At 69.4% G+C, this 19,096-nt stretch carries 13 protein-coding genes; 8 read left to right on the top strand and 5 right to left on the bottom strand.

The genetic code is table 11. The features are described from left to right. Window position 1 precedes the first annotated feature (1 nt). A complete protein-coding gene (locus AC1DSA_RS12890; RefSeq protein ID WP_477889705.1) occupies window positions 2-676 on the bottom strand; it encodes a response regulator in 675 nt (224 codons plus the stop codon). Window positions 677-753: 77 nt separating this feature from the next. Between AC1DSA_RS12890 and rodA the strand changes: the two genes are divergently transcribed. Together rodA and AC1DSA_RS12880 are read left to right on the top strand one after the other, a co-directional pair. Beyond that, on the top strand, window positions 754-1,908 hold the full coding sequence (gene rodA, locus AC1DSA_RS12885) for a rod shape-determining protein RodA (RefSeq protein ID WP_477889703.1): 1,155 nt from the start codon (window positions 754-756) through the stop codon (window positions 1,906-1,908). Between the two features lie 117 nt (window positions 1,909-2,025). Then, on the top strand, window positions 2,026-2,646 hold the full coding sequence (locus tag AC1DSA_RS12880; RefSeq protein WP_477889701.1) for a response regulator: 621 nt from the start codon (window positions 2,026-2,028) through the stop codon (window positions 2,644-2,646). Here the strand turns inward: AC1DSA_RS12880 and AC1DSA_RS12875 are convergent. From AC1DSA_RS12875 to AC1DSA_RS12865, 3 genes are read right to left on the bottom strand one after another with little or no spacing between them, the layout of a single operon-like run. Next, window positions 2,643-4,295 carry an alkaline phosphatase D family protein gene (locus AC1DSA_RS12875; RefSeq protein WP_477889699.1) on the bottom strand — a complete coding sequence of 551 codons (1,653 nt, stop codon included), beginning with the start codon at window positions 4,293-4,295 and terminating at the stop codon, window positions 2,643-2,645. The two genes, AC1DSA_RS12880 and AC1DSA_RS12875, sit on opposite strands and share 4 nt — an antisense overlap. Then, window positions 4,292-8,176 carry an FAD-dependent oxidoreductase gene (locus tag AC1DSA_RS12870; protein WP_477889697.1) on the bottom strand — a complete coding sequence of 1,295 codons (3,885 nt, stop codon included), beginning with the start codon at window positions 8,174-8,176 and terminating at the stop codon, window positions 4,292-4,294. The genes AC1DSA_RS12875 and AC1DSA_RS12870 overlap by 4 nt, the downstream gene beginning before the upstream one ends. Then, window positions 8,173-9,930 (bottom strand): hybrid sensor histidine kinase/response regulator, encoded by a 1,758-nt coding sequence (locus tag AC1DSA_RS12865; protein ID WP_477889695.1) that lies wholly within the window; start codon window positions 9,928-9,930, stop codon window positions 8,173-8,175. The genes AC1DSA_RS12870 and AC1DSA_RS12865 overlap by 4 nt, the downstream gene beginning before the upstream one ends. A gap of 173 nt (window positions 9,931-10,103) precedes the next feature. On the opposite strand from AC1DSA_RS12865, the gene AC1DSA_RS12860 reads away from it, so the two are divergent. From AC1DSA_RS12860 to AC1DSA_RS12835, 6 genes are all read left to right on the top strand, one after another. After that, window positions 10,104-10,973, top strand: a complete 870-nt coding sequence (locus AC1DSA_RS12860; RefSeq protein WP_477889693.1) for an NAD(P)-dependent oxidoreductase — start codon at window positions 10,104-10,106, stop codon at window positions 10,971-10,973. Further along, entirely contained in the window at window positions 10,970-13,045 is a 2,076-nt protein-coding gene (locus AC1DSA_RS12855; protein ID WP_477889691.1) for a protein kinase domain-containing protein, read from the top strand. The genes AC1DSA_RS12860 and AC1DSA_RS12855 overlap by 4 nt, the downstream gene beginning before the upstream one ends. Before the next feature lie 45 nt (window positions 13,046-13,090). Next, entirely contained in the window at window positions 13,091-14,551 is a 1,461-nt protein-coding gene (gene tldD, locus AC1DSA_RS12850) for a metalloprotease TldD (protein WP_477889689.1), read from the top strand. Between the two features lie 93 nt (window positions 14,552-14,644). Beyond that, window positions 14,645-15,223 carry a hypothetical protein gene (locus AC1DSA_RS12845; RefSeq protein WP_477889687.1) on the top strand — a complete coding sequence of 193 codons (579 nt, stop codon included), beginning with the start codon at window positions 14,645-14,647 and terminating at the stop codon, window positions 15,221-15,223. A gap of 232 nt (window positions 15,224-15,455) precedes the next feature. Then, entirely contained in the window at window positions 15,456-16,580 is a 1,125-nt protein-coding gene (locus AC1DSA_RS12840; protein ID WP_477889685.1) for a 3-deoxy-7-phosphoheptulonate synthase, read from the top strand. Window positions 16,581-16,661: 81 nt separating this feature from the next. Then, complete coding sequence (locus AC1DSA_RS12835; protein WP_477889683.1) at window positions 16,662-17,690, top strand: hypothetical protein; 1,029 nt, start codon at window positions 16,662-16,664, stop codon at window positions 17,688-17,690. 6 nt (window positions 17,691-17,696) lie between these two features. Here AC1DSA_RS12835 and mpl read toward each other — a convergent pair whose 3' ends face one another. Continuing rightward, window positions 17,697-19,082, bottom strand: a complete 1,386-nt coding sequence (mpl, locus tag AC1DSA_RS12830) for a UDP-N-acetylmuramate:L-alanyl-gamma-D-glutamyl-meso-diaminopimelate ligase (protein WP_477889681.1) — start codon at window positions 19,080-19,082, stop codon at window positions 17,697-17,699. Window positions 19,083-19,096 lie beyond the last annotated feature (14 nt).

Genomic DNA, 19,096 nt, shown 5'->3' with positions numbered 1-19,096 from the left:
TTCAGAAGACGGAATCGGGCGAGGAGGGCTGCAGGTCGCGGATGCTCAGTCCGGCCCGGGCCAGAGCGTAGACGGCCTCGGTGCGGTTGGACACGACCAGGGCATCGAGGATGTGCGCCACGTGCGACTTGACGGTGGTGTCGGACAGCCCCAGGTCTCGGGCGATCACCTTGTTCGGCTTGCCCTGCACGATGCCCAGCAGCACCTGGCGCTGGCGCTCGGTCAGGTGCGCGCCGAGCCGGCTCCAGGCGTCCTGCTGCGCGCGAGTGGCCGGAGAGCCGACGCTCAGGCTGGTCGGCGGCAGGTAGACCCCGCCCGACAGCACCAGCGACAGTGCGGCATGGAACTGGTCGCTCGGCGCGGACTTGGGAACGAAACCGAAGGCGCCGAGGTCGATGCACTCGCGCACGATGGCGGGATCCTCGCTGCCGGAGAGCACCAGCACCGGGACTTCCGGGCGGCGGTTGCGCACGGCGCGCACCGAGTCCAGGCCCTGGTAGCCGGGCATCTGCAGGTCGAGCACCATCAGGTCCGGCTGCAGCCCCGCGTCCAGCCGCTGGAAAGCGGCGTCGAGCGAGGAGCACTCGATGACATCCACGTCCATCCCCGTGTTCTGCAAGGTGTAAACCACGCCGCTGCGGTAAAGGGGGTGGTCGTCGACGACGAGGATGTTCATGGCCAGCGAGAGGATGTTAGCAGCCGGCATCTGCCGGGCTACGGCCAATCGGATGAGAGGGCAGAGGATAATCGGGCATGGCCGCCGTCTTCGAGAAACCGTCCCTTCGGCAACGCGCCGTCCCCTTGCTGCAGGGATTCGACGGTCCCCTGGCTTTCGCGGTGTTCCTGCTGGCCTGCGCCGGCCTGCTGACCATGTACAGCTCCGGATTCGACCACGGCACCCGCTTCGTCGACCATGGCCGCAACATGCTGCTGGCGGGGACGATCATGTTCATCGTGGCGCAGGTGCCGCCGCAGCGGCTGATGAGCTTTGCCGTCCCGCTCTACCTGCTGGGCGTCGGCCTGCTGGTGGCGGTGGCAGTGTTCGGCGTGACCAAGAAGGGCGCCAGGCGCTGGCTCAACGTCGGCGTGGTGATCCAGCCGAGCGAAATCCTCAAGATCGCGATGCCGCTGATGCTGGCTTGGTGGTTCCAGAAGCGGGAAGGCCAGCTGCGTCCGCTGGATTTCATCGTCGCGGCGGTGCTGCTCGCCATCCCGGTCGGGCTGATCCTGAAGCAGCCCGACCTGGGGACTTCGCTGCTGGTGCTGTCCGCCGGCCTGGCGGTGATCTTCTTCGCCGGCCTGTCCTGGAAGCTCATCGTCCCGCCGGTTCTGCTCGGCATGGTCGGCCTCGTGCTCATCGTCGCCTTCGAGGGCGCGCTGTGTGCCGATGGCGTCCGCTGGCCGGTGCTCCACGACTACCAGCAGCAGCGGATCTGCACGCTGCTCGATCCGACCAAGGACCCCCTGGGCAAGGGCTTCCACATCATCCAGGGGATGATCGCGATCGGCTCGGGCGGCGTTTTCGGCAAGGGCTTCATGCAGGGCACGCAGACCCACCTGGAGTTCATTCCCGAACGCACCACCGACTTCATCTTCGCCGCCTATTCGGAGGAGTTCGGGTTGCTGGGCAACCTGTTCCTGATCGCCAGTTTCCTGTTCCTGGTGCTGCGCGGGCTGGCCATCGCGCTGGAAGCGCCGACGCTCTTTTCGCGGCTGCTGGCGGGCGCGGTGACCATGATCTTCTTCACCTATGCCTTCGTGAACATGGGCATGGTGAGCGGCATCCTGCCCGTGGTGGGGGTGCCGCTGCCCTTCATCAGCTATGGGGGCACCGCGATGGTCACGCTGGGGCTGGGCCTGGGGATCCTGATGTCGATCTCACGGTCGAAGCGGCTGGTGCAGTCGTGAGGCGTGCGCTGGCGATGGGGTGAAGTGCCGGTGCGGCCTTGCGCAGGCAGGCCGACGGTCGTTGGGTTGGGATCGGGTCCTCCCGCTATCCTGCGGTTCGGGCGAAAGGAGGCTGACATGCGAGTTCTGGTGTGCGACGACCACTCCCTGTTCCGGGAGGGCCTGCGCCTCCTGCTGGAGAAACTGGATCCGAGCATGGAGGTCACCCTGACCGGCTCCGCCGAGGATGCGGTGGCCGCGACCCGCGACGCGATGTTCGACCTCATCCTGCTGGACTGGCACATGGATGGACTGGCCGGCGAGCGCGCGCTGGAGGCGCTGCGCGAGTCGGCTCCGCTCACCCGCGTGGTGGTGCTCTCCGGCGACCGCAACGCGGAACTGGTGCGCAGCGCGGTGGACTTCGGCGCCGCCGGCTTCATTCCCAAGGATTCACCGCCGGCGCAGCTGATGAGCGCCGTGCGGACCATCGCCGATGGCGGCGTCTACCTGCCCACCGGGGGCATGACGCCGGTGCACACGCGCGACGTGCGCGATGCCTTCCCGCAACTGACCGAGCGCCAGGCCGACGTGCTGCGCGCGGCGCTGCGCGGCAACTCGAACAAGCTGATCGCCCGCCAACTGGGCATCAGCGATGGCACGGTCAAGACCCACTTGCGCGCGATCTACCAGGAGCTGGGCACCCGCAACCGCACCGAGGCGGTGTACATGGCGGCGGAGCACGGCGTGCGGATTTCCTAGTCCCCGACCACCGACACCTCGGTGGTCCAGCCGTCGCTGCCGGGCCGCGCCAGCAGCAGGCCGCAGCCCTGGCGCTCCGCCGGCAGCATGCTGCCCTCCGCCGTGCACTCGTAGTTGGCCACGGTGCCGTCCACCGCCACGCTGAAGCGGAAGCGATCCGGCAGCAGCAGGTTGAAAGGCGACTCGTTGGCGAACGGATAGGGCGCGTAGAGCGCCGGCGCGTGGTGCGACTCGAACCGTGCCGACTGGCCGGTGTCCAGGTTGCGCACCGTGGCCCGGACGCTGCAGCCCAGGTGGGCGTCGCCGGACAGGAAGACCAGGTTGCGCAGTTGCCGGTCGCAGATGAACGCCAGCATGCGGTAGAACGACGCCGGATAGCCCTGCCAGTTGTCGAGGTAGAGGGGATCGTCCACGTACTGCCGAAGGCGCGGCAGCAGCATCGCCGCCGTGGTGACGATCTTCAGGTCGGCGGGGTCCGCGGCTTCCAGCCAGCGTTCCAGCAGGCCGGTCTGGTGGCGCCCGAGCAGCGTGGCATCGGCCAGGGTTTCGGCGCTGCGATGGCAGCGCTGCGTGCGGCTGTCGGCCATGAACAGCCGCCAGCCGGGGCCCTGTTCCTCGATGTGCAGGTCGAAGTCGGCGTTGGGATCCTCGCGCCGCTGGTGGGCCCAGTAGGCGGCGATGCCCAGGTCGAATCGGCTGCCGGTGGCGCCCGGGTAGAAGGGCTCCCAGTTGTCGACGAATTCGTGGTCGTCCGGCGTCATGCGCGTGGCCGCCAGCAGGTTCTGCGGCAGGCACGCCCAGGGGCCCGTGCTGCGGCTCGCAAGGTCCTCGTAGGGCATGCGGAAGCGATCGTCCAGGCGGGCCGGATCGAGCAGCCCGTAGGTGGCGTCGGTGTAGACCTGGTCGCCCAGCAGCACCAGGTGTACGGGGTCGTACCCGGCCTTGACGTGGCGGGCGAGCGCTTCGTACGACGCGTGGGCCAGGTCGCGGTCCAGGAAGCCCGCCGGGTACTGGCAACTCGCGAAGGCGAAACGCACCGGCGAGGGCGCATCCTGTGACCCCTGCGATTCCTGTGCCGCTGCGGGCGACACGCTGGCACGCGCGGTGGAACGCATCGCGCGCGCTGCATTGCCGGCGCTGTTCTCGCTTCCCGCGTTGCCCTCACCCCCACCACCGCTCACATCGCCCATCGGCATCCCGGACTTCGGGGCTGTCGGAGGCATGACGACCTCGTTGGCGATGCGCTCCGGCTCCGCGCGCAGGAGTTCCGCGAACACGGTCTCCAGTTCCTCGGGCGAGACCTCCGGGCCGGGCAGGCCCCGTTCCTTGTCGAATGCCCCACCGGGCCGGTCAGGCGGCTGGTCGTAGCGCAGCAGGCAGAGGTAGTGGGTCGTTTCGGGCAGGGCGCCCGCGGTATCGATCGCGACGGCCACCCAGGTGCGGTCGTTCACCAGCGTGAGGGCGCGTTGCGCGCGGTTCGCGAGCGCCAGTTTCCAGCCGCCCGGGCTGCCGCCAAGCGCCTGCACCGGCACGAACAGCGCACGCGCGCGTCCGAGTCCCGGCGCGGACCGCACGTTCCATTCCTTGCGCCTTGCATCGAAGCGCAGGGCTTCGGCGGGCAACTGCCACAGGAGAAGCGGAGCCGTCATGGCGAGTCCAGGAACGTGCTGATGTGCTGGAACACGGCGCCGTCGGCATGGACGCCGATCAGGCAGTCCTGGTGGCCGTGGCCGAGGATCATGCGTGTTTCGTACGGAACCTGGGCCAGCGCCATCTGCGCCTGCATCACCTCCAGCGTCTTGACGTCGGCGAGGCCGTTGTGTTCGCCGTGGATGCTCAGCGTGCCGCCGCGCGGCCAGCGCCGGCTCAGGGCGGGAACGCTGGTGTCGAAGGGCCGGCCGGCGCCGTCGGTGATGGTGTTCTGCCGCGCGAAGTGGATGGCCTGGGCGACGGTGTCCAGGTTGAGGGGGCCGAACAGGTCCTCGATTGCATCCAGGGTGCCGTCGGCGATGTTGCCCAGCGAGAAGTCGCGTGCGTAGAGCGCGTCCATCCGGTGCCGGAACCCCGCCCAGGGCGTGCGCTGCCAGGGCCGCACCGGGTTCTCGCGCAGGTACTCGTCCTCCGGGTAGGGCAGGGTGGCGAGCACGCGGTCCAGCAGCTGGCTCGACAGCGGTGCGTCGGGACGCACGCGGAACTGGTAGTCGTCGGGAAGCACCGCGTGGCGCAGCGCGCGCATGAAGTACGCGCGCAGGATGTTGTCGTCGCAGTACACGAGCATGGGGCCCTTCTGCGACAGCACGATGCGGCGGATGTTGTTGCGCAAGGCCTTCAGTTCCAGCGGATAGCGGGTGGGCGTGCGGCCTTCCCCGGGCAATTCGACCGGCTTGTAGTTCTGCAGATTGCGGTCGGCCAGCAGCGCCATGCCCAGCATCACCGCGCCGATGCAATGGGCGAACACGTCCACCGGCCGGCCGGTCTCGCGCACGATGTGGGCGATGGCCACCGGCAGGTCGGCCAGCGCCGCGTCCTCGAAGCGCCAGGGCAGCGTCGCCGTCGGCATGCCGGCGCTGGTGCGCAGGTCCAGCACCCACACGTCGCGCTGGTCGTGCCACAGGTGGCGCGCCAGCGGATGGGGCACCGCCGGATGGGTGAAGGTGCTGCCGCTCGCGCTGTAGCCGTGCAGCAGCACCACCGGCGGCCTGGTCCCGCCGTTCGGGTAACGCGTCAGCCGCACGCGCACGGGCTTTCGCCAGTCGCGCGGCTCCAGGTCCAGCTCCCGGATCACCGGCGGCGGCAGGCCCTGCACCGCACCGGGCAGCAACTGCGGCAGGCGGGGCGCCGCCGCGTCGGGCGCGCGGAAGGACCACAGGTGGATGCTCACCAGCATGCGGGCCCACGCCAGGCCCAGCGAAGCCAGTTCCGCCAGCGCCACCATCTGGTTCTGCTGCCGCGTGATGCGCAGCAGCGGGAAGCCCTGGCGCGCGAGAAAGCGCGCATCGAGCCGCAGCACGGCCTCGGACACGCCCGGAAAGCCCAGCATCTTCAGTTGCGTGAGCTGGCGCCATGGATTGCTGCGCAGTCCATAGGTGAGCTTCTTGCTGCCGGTGAGTTTCGCCCCGGCCGGCAACTTGCCTTGCATGCTGTCGCGGGCCCAGGCGACCTGTTCGATGCGGACTTCGTAGTCGAGGCAGCGCAATTCGGCGGAGCGGGTGGCGGAGCCGACGAAGCTGCCCACCGTGAGATTCACGGCCCCGGGCGCCCGCTTGACGAAGCGGTCCCACAGCTCGCGCAATCCCCGGTTCACCACCCAGGCGAACGTGGCGCGCACGGCGCGCGGCCAGATCGTCCAGCCCAGGCGGGGCTCCCGCACCGTGAGCGTCCCGCCCACGCTCGCCTTGTAGAGAGCGAGGTCGTCCCGCTGGTATTCCTTCAGGGACAGCAGCCGGGCCCGGGCGTCGCAGGCCTTGTCGTGGCCGTCGCCATTGGGCGGTGGCGGCGGGTCGTCGGCATACACCCGCAGGAAGGAGCGCAGGGGATCCACCTGCATTTGGCGCACGGCCTTGGAGGTGAGCTCGCGGACCTCGATGGGCCGGTAGAACAGCGTCCATTCCACCCAGTGCTGGCCCGCCTTGCCGGCGAGCCGCTCGACGATCTCGACGCTGGTGGGGATCGGTTCCGCCGGCGTGCAATCGGCAGGCTGGCGGTACACCGGGCGCGGCTCGAGGGGAATCAGGCGCGTGCCCGTGCCGGCGCGCCAGCCCCAGTCCGCCGCGAGCGTGCGTACGGCGCGCCGTGCCACGGCGGCGATGGTGAGCGCGGGATTGGCACCCAGGGAGCCCGGGATGATGGAGCCGTCCAGCACCACCAGTCCGTCGTGCACCATGTGGCCCGGCCTGCCTTCGGGATCGAACACGCAGCCCAGGGAGTCGACGACGCCGTCGAGGTGGGTGGACCCCATCGCACATCCGCCGAGCGGATGCACCGTCAGCACCGGGCCGCGTTGGCCGCGCAGCAGGAACTCGGTGTCCGCAGGCAGCAGGCGCCACGCGGGATTGGGCAGCACCTTGGCGCCCGCATCGGCGCCGAGCGCCTTCTGCGCCGCGGCATACGCGTCCTCCATCCGCTGCGAGCGCCGGATGCCGGGCCACACCACGTGCGCCGAGCCTTCGCTTTCGCGTGGCTTCTTTCCCGGGGACGCTTGCGGGAGCGCGATGCGCCCGTCCGCCTCGTCGTGACCGATCAGGCCCACCAGCAGGGTGTTTTCCATCGCCTCGGGATCGACCGCCATGCTGTCGAGGCCGAGCTTCTCCTGTCCCGCGGAGCGCTTCGGTCGGCGCGTGAGGTCGTGGAACAGCGCCGAGGTGGTGACGCTCTCGTCGAACAGGCGCTTGAGCGCGGCGGGAACCGCGAATTCCTGCAGCAGCAGTCCCGGCAATTCGACCACGCCGGTGATCGTCGGGCCGACGCGGCGATCCCGCAGCGGCTGCCATTCCTCGGTGGTGGTGTGCACCGGCGCCTGGCCGGCATGGACCGCCACCAGGTTGTCGCCGTTGCAGGAGAACCGTTCGCCCAGCCGCGCCGACACCGGCAGGCCTTCCTGCTGCGAGCGCAGCAGGATCTCCGTGCTGCCGAGGGCGCCGGCGGCGAGGATCACCTTGCGTGCGCGCACCTCCACCGCTTCGTGCCGCTCGCGCAGCGACTCGCTGGTGAAGACCGTCTTGAGCAGCCAGTCCCCCGTGGCCGCGTCGCGACGCACCGCCAGCACGCTGCCGCCGGTGAAGATCTCGGCGCCGCGCGCCCAGGCCTGCACCAGCAGCGTCGTGTCCAGGGACTTCTTGGCGCCCACGTTGCAGCCGGTCATGCAGTCGCCGCACAGCGTGCATTGCGGAACGTTGGCATCCCCGTCCCGGGTCTGCACGGTGATCCAGGCGTCGTGATAGGGCAGCTGGCTTGCCGCCGCGACCGCGCGCAGGGCCTGCGTCTTGGCCAACGGCCGGGCACCGAGCCTCGGATGGTCACGCTCGAGGTGCGGGCTGGCGCCGAGCGCGGTCTTCACCTCGTGGAAGCATTGCGGCGTGAGGTCGGCGATCACCTCCGGCGGCAAGCCGGTGGCGGCAAGGTCCGGTTCCTGCATCACGCCGGCATTGATGAGGGAAGTGCCGCCCAGGCCGTTGCCGAGCACCGTCGACACGTCCGGCCCCAGGCGCACGTCCAGCAGCGCATCCAGCGGGCCTAGCGTCTTCCAGTGGCCCTTGCGGTTCACGCGCAGGTGCGGCGGCAGCTCCTGCAGGCTGCCGGCGAACATGCCCGGTGCGTATTCCTTGCCGCGCTCCAGGACGCACACGCGCGGGGAATGGCCTCGCGCATCGCGCCGGCCCGCGAGTTCCGCGGCCGCCATCGCGCCGCCATACCCGCTGCCGACGATCACGGCATCGAACACGGCGTGGGCCGCCTCTTCCCGCAGCACCGCGTAATCCTGCGACAGCCAGCGCAGGCTTTCCGGTGAACGCCCGCGCGGCGGGCCGTTCATGGCGCGACCCGCGAGTCCAGCAGGGCGGCGAGTTCGGCCTGGAGCAAGGGCAGGGCAACGGGCTTGTGCAGCAGCTTGATGCCGGCCAGCATCGCTTCCTTGAGGCGGTCCGGCGCGGTGTCGCCGCTGATGAGCAGCGCAGGCGTGGGGCCGATCGCCTCGACGATGCTGGCGATGGCCTGGATGCCGTTCTCGCCGTTGCGCAGGCGCATATCCGCGAGGATCACGTCCGGCCTGGCCGCACGGGCCTGCCGCGTGGCCTCCCCGATCGAACTGGCCTCGGCGCAGCGGCAGCCCAGTTCCTCCAGCAGCACGCGCATGCCCATGCGCACCGAGCGCTCGTCGTCGATCACCAGCACGCTGACACCGGTGAAGTTCTGCCCCGCCGGGGCTGCCGGTTGCGGCTGCGAGAGCGCGCCGTAGGTCTCCAGCGGGATGCGCAGGGTGACCGTGGTGCCCTGGCCCTGCGCCGACTGCAGCTCCAGCGCGATCCCCAGCAGGCTACAGAGCCGGCGCACGATCGACAGGCCCAGGCCCAGGCCCTTGGTGCGGTCGCGCTCCGGGTTGTCGACCTGGTAGAACTCCTCGAACACCATCGCCTGCTCCTCGGGCGGGATGCCGCGGCCGGTGTCCTGGACCGACAACAGCGCATGGCTGCCCTCGACCCGCAGGCGCAGCGTGACCTGGCCTTGCGGCGGCGTGAACTTGATCGCGTTCTCCGTCAGGTTGCGCAGCACCCGCAGCACCAGCGCCGGATCGGTCCAGCAGCGCGCGCCGACCGGGCAATCCAGCACCGCGACCAGTCCCTTCTCCTCGAAGGCCGCCCGCATCTCCGCGTGGTGCATCCGCAGCATCTCGCCGATGTCCACGATCCTGCGTTCCGGCTCGACGATGCCGGCGTCCAGCTTGGAGATGTCCAGCAGCTGGTCGAGCTGTTCAGACAGGGCCACCGTGACCTGGCTGAGGAGGTCCACGACCTCCCGGTCGCGCCCCTCGATGGGCCGCAGCGACAGGGCGGCCACCAGCAGGCCGATGGTGTGCAGCGGCTGCCGCAGGTCGTGGCTGGCCGCGGCCAGGAAGCGCGTCTTCGCCTGGTTGGCCTGCGTCGCCTGGGCCAGGGCCTCGCGCAACTGGGCGGCCATTTCGTGGTCCTGGAAGCGGATGCGCACCGACTCGTTGAAGTTGCGCCACGCGTTGTTCGCCACGGTGATGAGCACCCACAGGTACATCACGATCAGCACCGCCAGCGAGAGCGTGGTCAGGCTGGCGGTGTCGCCGCCGGGGTTGAGCAGCCACCACAGGGGCAGGGTGCCCGCCGCCGGGATCACGTAGGCGAGGAAGATCTTGCGGTGCCCCGCCGTCGTGCCGACCGCGCCGGTGCACAAGGCCAGGATCAGCAGGGTGAAGAAGGAGCGCTCGACTTCTGGCAGGAAGGGGAAGGCCCCGAGGCACATGCCGTGCACGCAGCCGTTGAGGAAGCTCAGGCGGACCGCCGTTCCCACCCGCTGGTCGGAAGGACGATCGATCTGCGTTGGCAGGAGAGCCAGCCAATGGCGGCGCATGAGCAGCACCGTGATCGCGCCGAGCAACCAGGCGGCGGGGATCCAGACCGGCATGCGCTGGGCCGCCATGAGCGCCACGACCACCATCAGGCAGCCGACCGCGACGGGCACGCGGCGACTCTGTTCGGCCAGCAGTTCCAGCAGCCGCTGGTGGACCTCTTCGCGGGGCGCCGATGCGCCGGCTCTCTCCATCAAGTCTTCCTCTCCTCCAGGCGGTCCGTCCTCGCGGGAGTATGGATCGTGCGGGCGCCGTCCTCTTCTGCTCAATGGGGGATGTCCGGGTGCGCGCGGCGCCTTCCCGCCCATAATGCCGCGATGCATGGTGGACCTGGAGGGCGCTGGCCGCAAGGGGCGGCGCCGGCGTCATGAACAAGCAGATCGGCATCGTCGGCGTCGGCAACATGGGAGGCAGCATGGCGGCGCGCCTGCTCGACCGCGGCTGGCAGGTGCGCGCCTGCGACCTGGTCGCCGAACGCGTGGACGCCCTGGTCGCCCAGGGAGCGACGCGGGCCGCAAGTCCCGGGGAGTGCGCCGCCGGCGCCGCCGCCCTGATCGTCTGCGTCGTGGACGCGGCGCAGGCGCGGGAGGTCCTGTTCGGTCCGCGGGGTGCCGCGGCGGCGCTGGCGCCAGGCCACGCCGTCCTGCTCTGTCCCACGATCTCGCCGCAGGACGTGGAGCGGCTGGCGGACTCCCTGCACCAGCGTGGCCTGGTCGCGATCGATGCGCCGATGTCGGGCGGCCCCGCCCGCGCGCGGGACGGCAGCATGAGCCTGATGGTGGCCTGCGCCGACGCGGTGTTCGACGCGCATCGTCCGCTGCTGGACACCCTCAGCTCGCGCCTGTTCCGGGTCGGCACGCGGCCGGGCGACGGCGCGCGAACGAAGCTCGTGAACAACCTGCTCGCCGGCATCAACCTGGCCGGCGCCGCCGAGGCGGTCGCGCTGGCGCAGCGGCTGGGGCTCGATCCCGCCCGCACGCTGGACGTGATCGAGCAGTCCAGCGGCCAGAGCTGGATCGGCTCGGACCGGATGCGGCGGGCCATCGCCGGCGATTTCGAACCCCGTGCCCACGTCACGTTGCTGCAGAAGGACACCCGCCTTGCGCTGGAAGCCGCGTCGGCGGCCGGCTTCCGCGGCCTGCTCGGCCCCGTCGCGCACGAGGCCTTCAACCGCGCCGCGGAGTCCGGTTGGGCCGGGCTCGACGATGCCGCGCTGATCAAGCTGTTCCAGCCATGACGACCGTGCTGGTCGTCGAGGACGACGACGCCATCCGCAACAACGTCGCCCGGCTGCTCAAGCTCGAGGGCTACGAGGTGAGCGTCGCCATCAACGGGACGGAAGGCCTGGAGCGGGCACGGTCGCTGCGACCGGAAGTGGTCGTGAGCGACATCAACATGCCCGGCATCGACGGGTTCGCGATGGTGGAGGCGATGCGCGCCGACCCCGCGCTCGCGACCACCGTGGTGCTGATGCTCACCGCGCTGGACGACCGCGCCAGCATGCGCCGCGGCATGACGGCGGGCGCGGACGACTACCTGGCCAAGCCGTTCACCCGGGTGGAGCTGCTGGAAGCGCTGGAGGGGCTGCTGAAGAAGCGGGGGCGCATCGAGCAGAGCATCCACTCCGCGGTCACGGAGCGCGAGGAGCACCTGCGCCGTGCGTTCACCGAAAGCCTGGGCGGCCTGCCGATGGCGGATCGCTTCGCCCTCGAGCCGCCGCTGGGCGCGGTGGCCGACCAGGTGCTGACGGCCACGGTGCTGTTCTCGGACATCCGCAACTTCACGTCCATCGCGGAGAAGCTGAATTCCAGCGAGGTGGCGGAACTGCTCACGCAGTACTTCGAACGCACCTCCGATCCGGTGCTGCGCCATGGCGGACAGCACCTCAAGTTCATCGGCGATGGCCTGATGGCGGTGTTCTCCGACCTTGGTGCGACCTCGCCCCTGCCGGCCGCGCGCCGCGCGCTCTCCGCCGCGCTGGCGTTGGCACTGGCCACGCATGAATTCCGCGGCTGGCTGGAGCAGCGCTTCGCCGACCGCGGGCTGCCGCCCTTCGCCATCGGTGTCGGCCTGCACGCGGGCGAGGTCACGATCTGCCGGCTCGGGTCCACGCAGATGAAGGAGACCACGCCGATCGGCGACACCGTCAACACCGCGGCGCGGCTGCAGGGCGCGAGCAAGGAACTGGGCTGGACCGTTGTCGCCAGCGCGTCGGTGCTGGAGCGGGCGGGCGACGGCGTGCAGACCGGCGGCGGCACCTCGCTGGAAGTCCGCGGCCGCAATGGCTGGGTGGACGTGGTGGAGGTCGTCGGCCTGGAGGCGACGGCACAGGACCGCGCCAACGGGATGGCGGCCGTCGCCGAGCGCGCCGAGGAGATCCGCCAGGCCGTGCAGGTCAATTCCGAGATCACGGCGCGGGCCGTCAAGGGCGCGCTGCGCAGCAAGTTGTCCACCCTGAAGCACCATCGCTTCGCGCCGGGCGAGGCGCCGCTGCGCCTGAAGGGCTTTCGGCTCACGCGCAAGCTCGCATCGGGCGGAATGACCGAGGTCTACCTCGCGGTGCGCGAGCAGGACCAGTTGCCGGTGGTGCTGAAGGTGCTGGACGCCTCGGGCCAGGCCGCGGGAGCCAACCTGTCGCGCTTCATCCAGGAATACGCGCTGCTGTCCAGGATCGACGATCCCCACGTGATCCGCATCTACGACCAGGGGTTCACCGACGACCACGCGTACATCGCTATGGAGTATTTCGAGCGCGGCGACCTGCGGTCCGAGCTGCGCGGGCCGCTGCCGCGCGAACGGGTGATGCAGGTGCTCACGCAGATCGCGCAGGCCCTCGCCGTGATCCACGCTCATGGCATCGTGCACCGCGACCTGAAGCCCGAGAACGTGATGCTGCATGCCGACGGCAGCGTCGCACTGGCGGACTTCGGCGTGGCCAAGGCGATGGTGCAGGACGCCGCGCTGGCGCTGACCGACACGCGGCACGGCGAGGTGGTGGGAACGCCGTACTACCTCAGCCCGGAACAGGCTTCGGGGAAGGCCATCACCCCGGCCAGCGACCTCTACAGCCTGGGCGTGATGCTGTTCGAAATGCTCACCGGCTCGCGGCCCTTCAGCGCCGAGAGCCTGGAACTGCTGCTGGCCCGCCATCTCACCGCGCCGACACCGCTGCTGCCGGCGGAACACGGTGGACTGCAGCCGGTCGTGGACAAGCTGATGGCCAAGCAGCCGGAAGACCGGTATGCCAGCGCGCAGGCGTTGCTGGAGGACCTCGCCCGGTTGCCACTGCTGAGAACGATCGCGAACTGACCGGTCCGCCCCCGGGGAAAGGGACCCGCGGCCTACAATGGTCCGATGATTTCCCGCGAACCCACCATCGAGCGCCTCGCCACCGCCAAGGCGCTGCTGCTCGAACCCTTCGGCCTCGACGAATCGCACCTCACGCGCGCCCTCGCCGAGATCCGCGCGCACCGCGTCGAGGACGCCGACCTGTACTTCCAGTACACGCGCAGCGAAGGCTGGAGCCTGGAAGAGGGCATCGTCAAGACCGGCAGCTTCAGCATCGACCAGGGCGTGGGCGTGCGGGCCGTGAGCGGCGAGAAGACCGCCTTCGCCTACTCCGACGACATTTCGGAAGCCTCGCTGCTCGATGCGGCGCGCACCGTGCGCTCGATCGCCGGCGCCGCGAAGAACGCCCGCGCGAAAGTGCCCGGGACCCGGGTGGCGGGCAGCCGTTCGCTGTACCAGGGCCTCGACCCGATCGGCACGCTCGACAGCACCGCCAAGGTGAAACTGCTGGAGCGCGTGGAACAGATGGCGCGCGCCAAGGATCCCCGCGTCGCGCAGGTGATGGCCGGCCTGGCGAGCGAGTACGACGTGGTGCTGGTGGCGCGGGCCGACGGCACCATCGCCGCGGACGTGCGCCCGCTCGTGCGCCTGTCGGTGACCGTGATCGCCGAACAGAACGGCCGCCGCGAAATGGGTTCCGGTGGCGGTGGTGGCCGCTTCGGCCTCGCCTACTTCGACGACGAGCACCTGCAGCAATACGTGGACGATGCGGTCAAGGCGGCGATGACCAACCTGGAATCGCGCCCGGCGCCGGCCGGCGAGATGACCGTGGTGCTCGGGCCGGGCTGGCCGGGCATCCTGCTGCACGAAGCGGTGGGCCACGGCCTGGAGGGCGACTTCAACCGCAAGGGCTCGAGCGCGTTCTCCGGCCGCATCGGCCAGCGCGTGGCGGCCAAGGGCGTGACCGTGCTCGACGACGGCACCATCCAGGACCGCCGCGGTTCGCTGAACGTGGACGACGAAGGCAACCCCAGCCAGCGCAACGTGCTGATCGAGGACGGCATCCTGCGCGGCTACATCCAGGACTCCATGAACGCGCGCCTGATGGGCGTCGCGCCCACCGGCAACGGCCGCCGCGAAAGCTATGCGCACATCCCGATGCCGCGCATGACCAACACCTACATGCTGGGCGGTGACCGGGCCCCGGAAGAGATCGTGGCGAGCATCACCAAGGGTCTCTACGCCACCAACTTCGGCGGCGGGCAGGTGGACATCACCTCGGGCAAGTTCGTGTTCTCCGCGAGCGAGGCCTACTGGGTCGAGAACGGCAAGATCCTCTACCCGGTCAAGGGCGCCACGATCGTCGGCAACGGTCCCGACGCGCTCACCCGCGTCAGCATGATCGGCAACGACATGAAGCTCGACACCGGCGTCGGCACCTGCGGCAAGGAAGGCCAGAGCGTGCCGGTCGGCGTGGGGCAGCCCACGCTGCGGATCGACGGCCTGACCGTCGGCGGCACCGCCTGACAGCGAAAACCTGCCGTCCGGAGGCGGCAGGGACTCCGGGCTGGTGCAGCGGGGAGGCGAAGCTCATACTCGGCCGCCTCTAGTCCTTGCCCGATGCACAGCACCGTTCCCTCGAGCTCCCGACTGCTGCCAGGTGCGTGCAGCCAGCTGCCGAGCGCCCACACGTTCGGTGAACTGAGCAACTTCCTGCGCAACGGGATCGCCGACGAGGACAGCCGCATCCTCTCGGACAGCATGCAGCAGCTGGCGCTGCATGCCGAGGGCGTGGTGGCCGGCCTGCGCATGAGCCGTCACCGCAGCCACGCGGCGCCGATCCTGATGGACATGCTGACCGTGCTGCGCGACCACCGAGGCACTGTCGCCAACCTCGGGTTCGCCTGGCGCGGACTGTATGAGTTCGGCGGCTACCTCCACGCGCTCGACGGCTTCCGAGTCCTGATCGGCCAGTGGCTGCTTTGCTTCGATCGGCGGAACGACGAGGTGACCGTGACGCCGGAGGAGTTCGCGCTGATGTCCTGGCGCACGCTGGGCGAGGGCATGCTGCTGGTCGACATGTACGAGCAGTGGCTGGAGCGCGAAGGCCTGGCGGCAGCCGAGGCGTCCGACCTTGGCCAGCTCTCGGAGCCGCCTGGGGATCGCGGGCGCCAGTGGTGGCACAAGCTGCGGCGCTGAAAGCCCCGGTTTCGCGCGCGGCTGGCGGGACCGTCAGCGGAATGTGCTAAATTGCCTGCCATGCGTCCCGTTCGCGTTTTCTTTTTTGGCTACTTTTGGTTCTCCAGCGCCCCCGGCGGAAGAGAGATCTGAGCGTACCCGCGACACACGCAAAGAACCTCGAACAAACCGCCGGCACCCCCGGCGGTTTTTTCTTGGCCCCCACGAAAGCACAGAGGAAGAGAAGCCGTCCATGACCGCCAAAGCCACGACCGCCACCGATGCCTGGTATTCGCGTCCCGTCGACAAGACCAGCCAGACCGACGACGAACGCATCAAGGACATCACCGTGCTTCCTCCTCCCGAACACCTGATCCGCTTCTTCCCCATCCGCGGCACTCCGGTGGAGACGCTGATCAGCGAGACCCGGCGATCCATCCACGACATCATGGCCGGCAAGGACGACCGGCTGCTGGTCGTGATCGGTCCCTGTTCGATCCACGATCCTTCGGCGGCGGTGGACTACGCCCGCAAGCTGAAGGAAGCCAGAACCAAGTACCGCGACACGCTGGAAGTCGTGATGCGCGTGTACTTCGAGAAGCCGCGCACCACGGTGGGCTGGAAGGGCCTGATCAACGATCCCTACCTGGACGAGAGCTACCGCATCGACGAGGGCCTGCGCATCGCCCGCCAGCTGCTGATCGAAATCAACCGGCTCGGGCTGCCGGCCGGCAGCGAGTTCCTCGACGTGATCTCGCCGCAATACATCGGCGACCTCATCTCGTGGGGCGCCATCGGCGCGCGCACCACCGAAAGCCAGGTGCACCGCGAGCTGGCTTCCGGGTTGTCCGCTCCGATCGGCTTCAAGAATGGCACCGACGGCAACATCAAGATCGCCACCGATGCGATCCAGGCCGCGGCTCGCCCGCACCATTTCCTGTCCGTCCACAAGAACGGCCAGGTCGCGATTGTGCAGACCAACGGCAACCGGGACTGCCACGTCATCTTGCGAGGCGGCAAGGAACCGAACTACGACGCCGCGAGCGTCACCGCGGCCTGCAAGGAACTGGAAGCGGCCAAGCTGCCGGCGACGCTGATGGTCGACTGCAGCCACGCCAACAGCAGCAAGCAACACGAACGGCAGGTGGAAGTGGCGCGGGACATCGCCGGCCAGATCGCTTCGGGCTCCCGGAACGTCTTCGGCGTCATGGTGGAAAGCCACCTGGTCGGCGGTGCCCAGAAGTTCGCTCCCGGGAAGGACCAGCCGCAGGCTCTTGAGTACGGCAAAAGCATCACCGACGCCTGCATTGGCTGGACCGAATCGCTCGAGGTTCTGGACACGCTGGCCCAGGCCGTGCGCCAGCGCCGTAGCCGTTGATTAATACCATTTGCTGTATTTACATTTGGTAACTCCCTCGGTATAGTCATTTTGACTCGGCTGCTGCCGAGGAGGGAATCCATGAGCATCGAGATCCCCGTGCTCCGGCTGGGAATGGCCGGCTACACGGGGGAACAACAGAAACTTGCATCGGCCGCCGCGGCGGCGGCCAGCAACGGCCGCGCACGCTGGGAAATCGCTGCCTTCACGGAGGCAGATGGCTGGTGGCTGGATGGCGCCCGGACCGTGCTGCTGCCCGACCAGCACCTGCGCGTCCAGCCGGCGACGGCGTCCGATCGACCCGTGCAGCTTGCGCTCAGCGACGTCGATCGCCCGGTCGCCTTCTCCGTTCCGGTCATCGCGCCCGGTTTCAAGCCGGCGGTCACCTTCCAGCTCGGTGAACAGGTCGACACCACGCGGGTGCTCAACCTTTTTGCCGACTGGCTGCAGGTGACGCTGTCCCAGTTCGCCCTCGCCTCCAGCATCGCCGAAAACCAGCCGCGGCTCGCATCGGGTTCGTGGGAGGTCCTGCGCGGCAGCGACCTGCTGGCCGTGGTCGACCTGAAGCTGGGCGCCGGCGTCCGGCCCGGTGTCACGTCCAAGGATTTCGTGGAGGCCAGCTGGTGCATCCGCGACCACGGCGCCGTCGTCATCCCGCCGGGCTATCCGCGCGCGAGCGTGTCGCAGGTGATGTGGCAGTACGCCCAGCGCAGCGAACGTGAACTGCTGCCTTCGCACTACCGTACCCAGCCCCTGTACTTCCGGCGGCCGCCGCGCCTGCCGCAGCGCCAGCTGAAGGATGCGCACCTGCTGGTCATACGGGAACTGGCTGGAAACCCCGGAATGAACTTCAACGGCCTGCAACAGGCGACCGGCCTGGGTGCGGAGGCGCTGGCGCGCGTGCTGTCCGCCCTGTATGTGGTGGGCTCCATCACCGCCAATGCCAAGCGGGCCGCAGGGCCGGTGGTGCGTCCGGCCTCCGCTCGCGACGGCACGATCGCCAACAGCGACGTGTTCCAGTCCGTGATGGATTCGGCTCCCCGGCCGACGGACCTGCCGAGGGCCCCGATCTCGGACATGACGGCGCCGGTGCCGCTGATGCGCGAGTAAGCAGCGCTAGCGGGCGGCGCCCAGGCGCTCCATCAGCTTCGCGTGGATCCCGCCGAAGCCGCCATTGCTCATGCACAGCACGTGATCGCCCGGTCGAGCGGCGGTGCCCACCTGTTCCACCAGCTCCGCGATGTCGCGTCCGACCAGGGCCTTGTTGCCCATCGGCTTGAGGACATCCGACGGATCCCAGCCCAGGCCGCCGGCATGGCAGAAGGCGAGGTCGGCCTGCTCCAGGCTCCACGGCAGCTGCGCTTTCATCGTGCCCAGCTTCATGGTGTTGCTGCGCGGCTCGAACACCGCCAGGATGCGCTGGCTGCCCACCTGCCGGCGCAGCCCGTCGAGGGTCGTGCGGATGGCAGTAGGGTGGTGCGCGAAGTCGTCGTAGACCGTGACGCCGTTGGCGATGCCGATCACTTCCATGCGCCGCTTGACGTTGCGGAACTCGCGCAGCGCGGTCGCGGCGGTGGCCGGCGTCACGCCCACGTGCTGGGCCGCGGCAATCGCGGCCAACGCATTGAGCTGGTTGTGCACGCCGCCGACTTCCCAGTGCACGGCCGCGACGCGGTGGCCCTGTTCGAGCACGTCGAAGCGATTGGGTTCGCCTTCGGCCCGGAAGTCGCTGACGGTCGCGCCGAAGCTGCGCACCTCGCTCCAGCAGCCCCGGTGCAGCACGCGCGTGAGGCTTTCCTCCAGCCCGTTGACGACGATGCGTCCGGTGGAGGGCACGGTGCGCACGAGATGGTGGAACTGCCGTTCGATCGCGGCCAGGTCGTCGAAGATGTCCGCGTGGTCGAATTCGAGGTTGTTCAGGATGGCGGTGCGCGGACGGTAATGGATGAACTTGCTGCGCTTGTCGAAGAAGGCGGTGTCGTACTCGTCGGCCTCGATCACGAAGGGCGTGAAAGGCCGCGCGGTGTTGCCGAGGCGCGCGGACACATCGAAGTTGAGCGGTACGCCCCCCACCAGAAACCCGGGCTGCAGCCCGGCGTGCTCCAGGATCCAAGCCAGCATGGACGTGGTCGTGGTCTTGCCGTGCGTGCCGGCGACGGCCAGCACGTGGCGGTCCTGCAGCACGTGCTCGGCCAGCCACTGCGGGCCACTGGTGTAGGGCAGGCCCTGGTCCAGGATCGCTTCCATCAGCGGGTACCGGGGCGTGCCGTCGGGCTGGCGCGCGCGTGAAACGACGTTGCCGACCACCCAGACGTCCGGCTTGATGGCCAGCTGCTCGACGCCGAAGCCCTCGATCAGGTCGATACCCAGGCTGCGCAGCTGGTCGCTCATGGGCGGGTAGACGCCCGCGTCGCAGCCGGTGACCCGGTGTCCCGCTTCGCGGGCGAGCGCGGCAAGTCCTCCCATGAACGTGCCGCAGATGCCGAGAATATGGATGTGCATGGGGCGCGATTATC

Source organism: Ramlibacter sp. P4_H7 (assembly GCF_056400765.1).
Note: the sequence above shows the minus strand (reverse complement) of the source record. Positions and strands in the feature narration are given on the sequence as shown.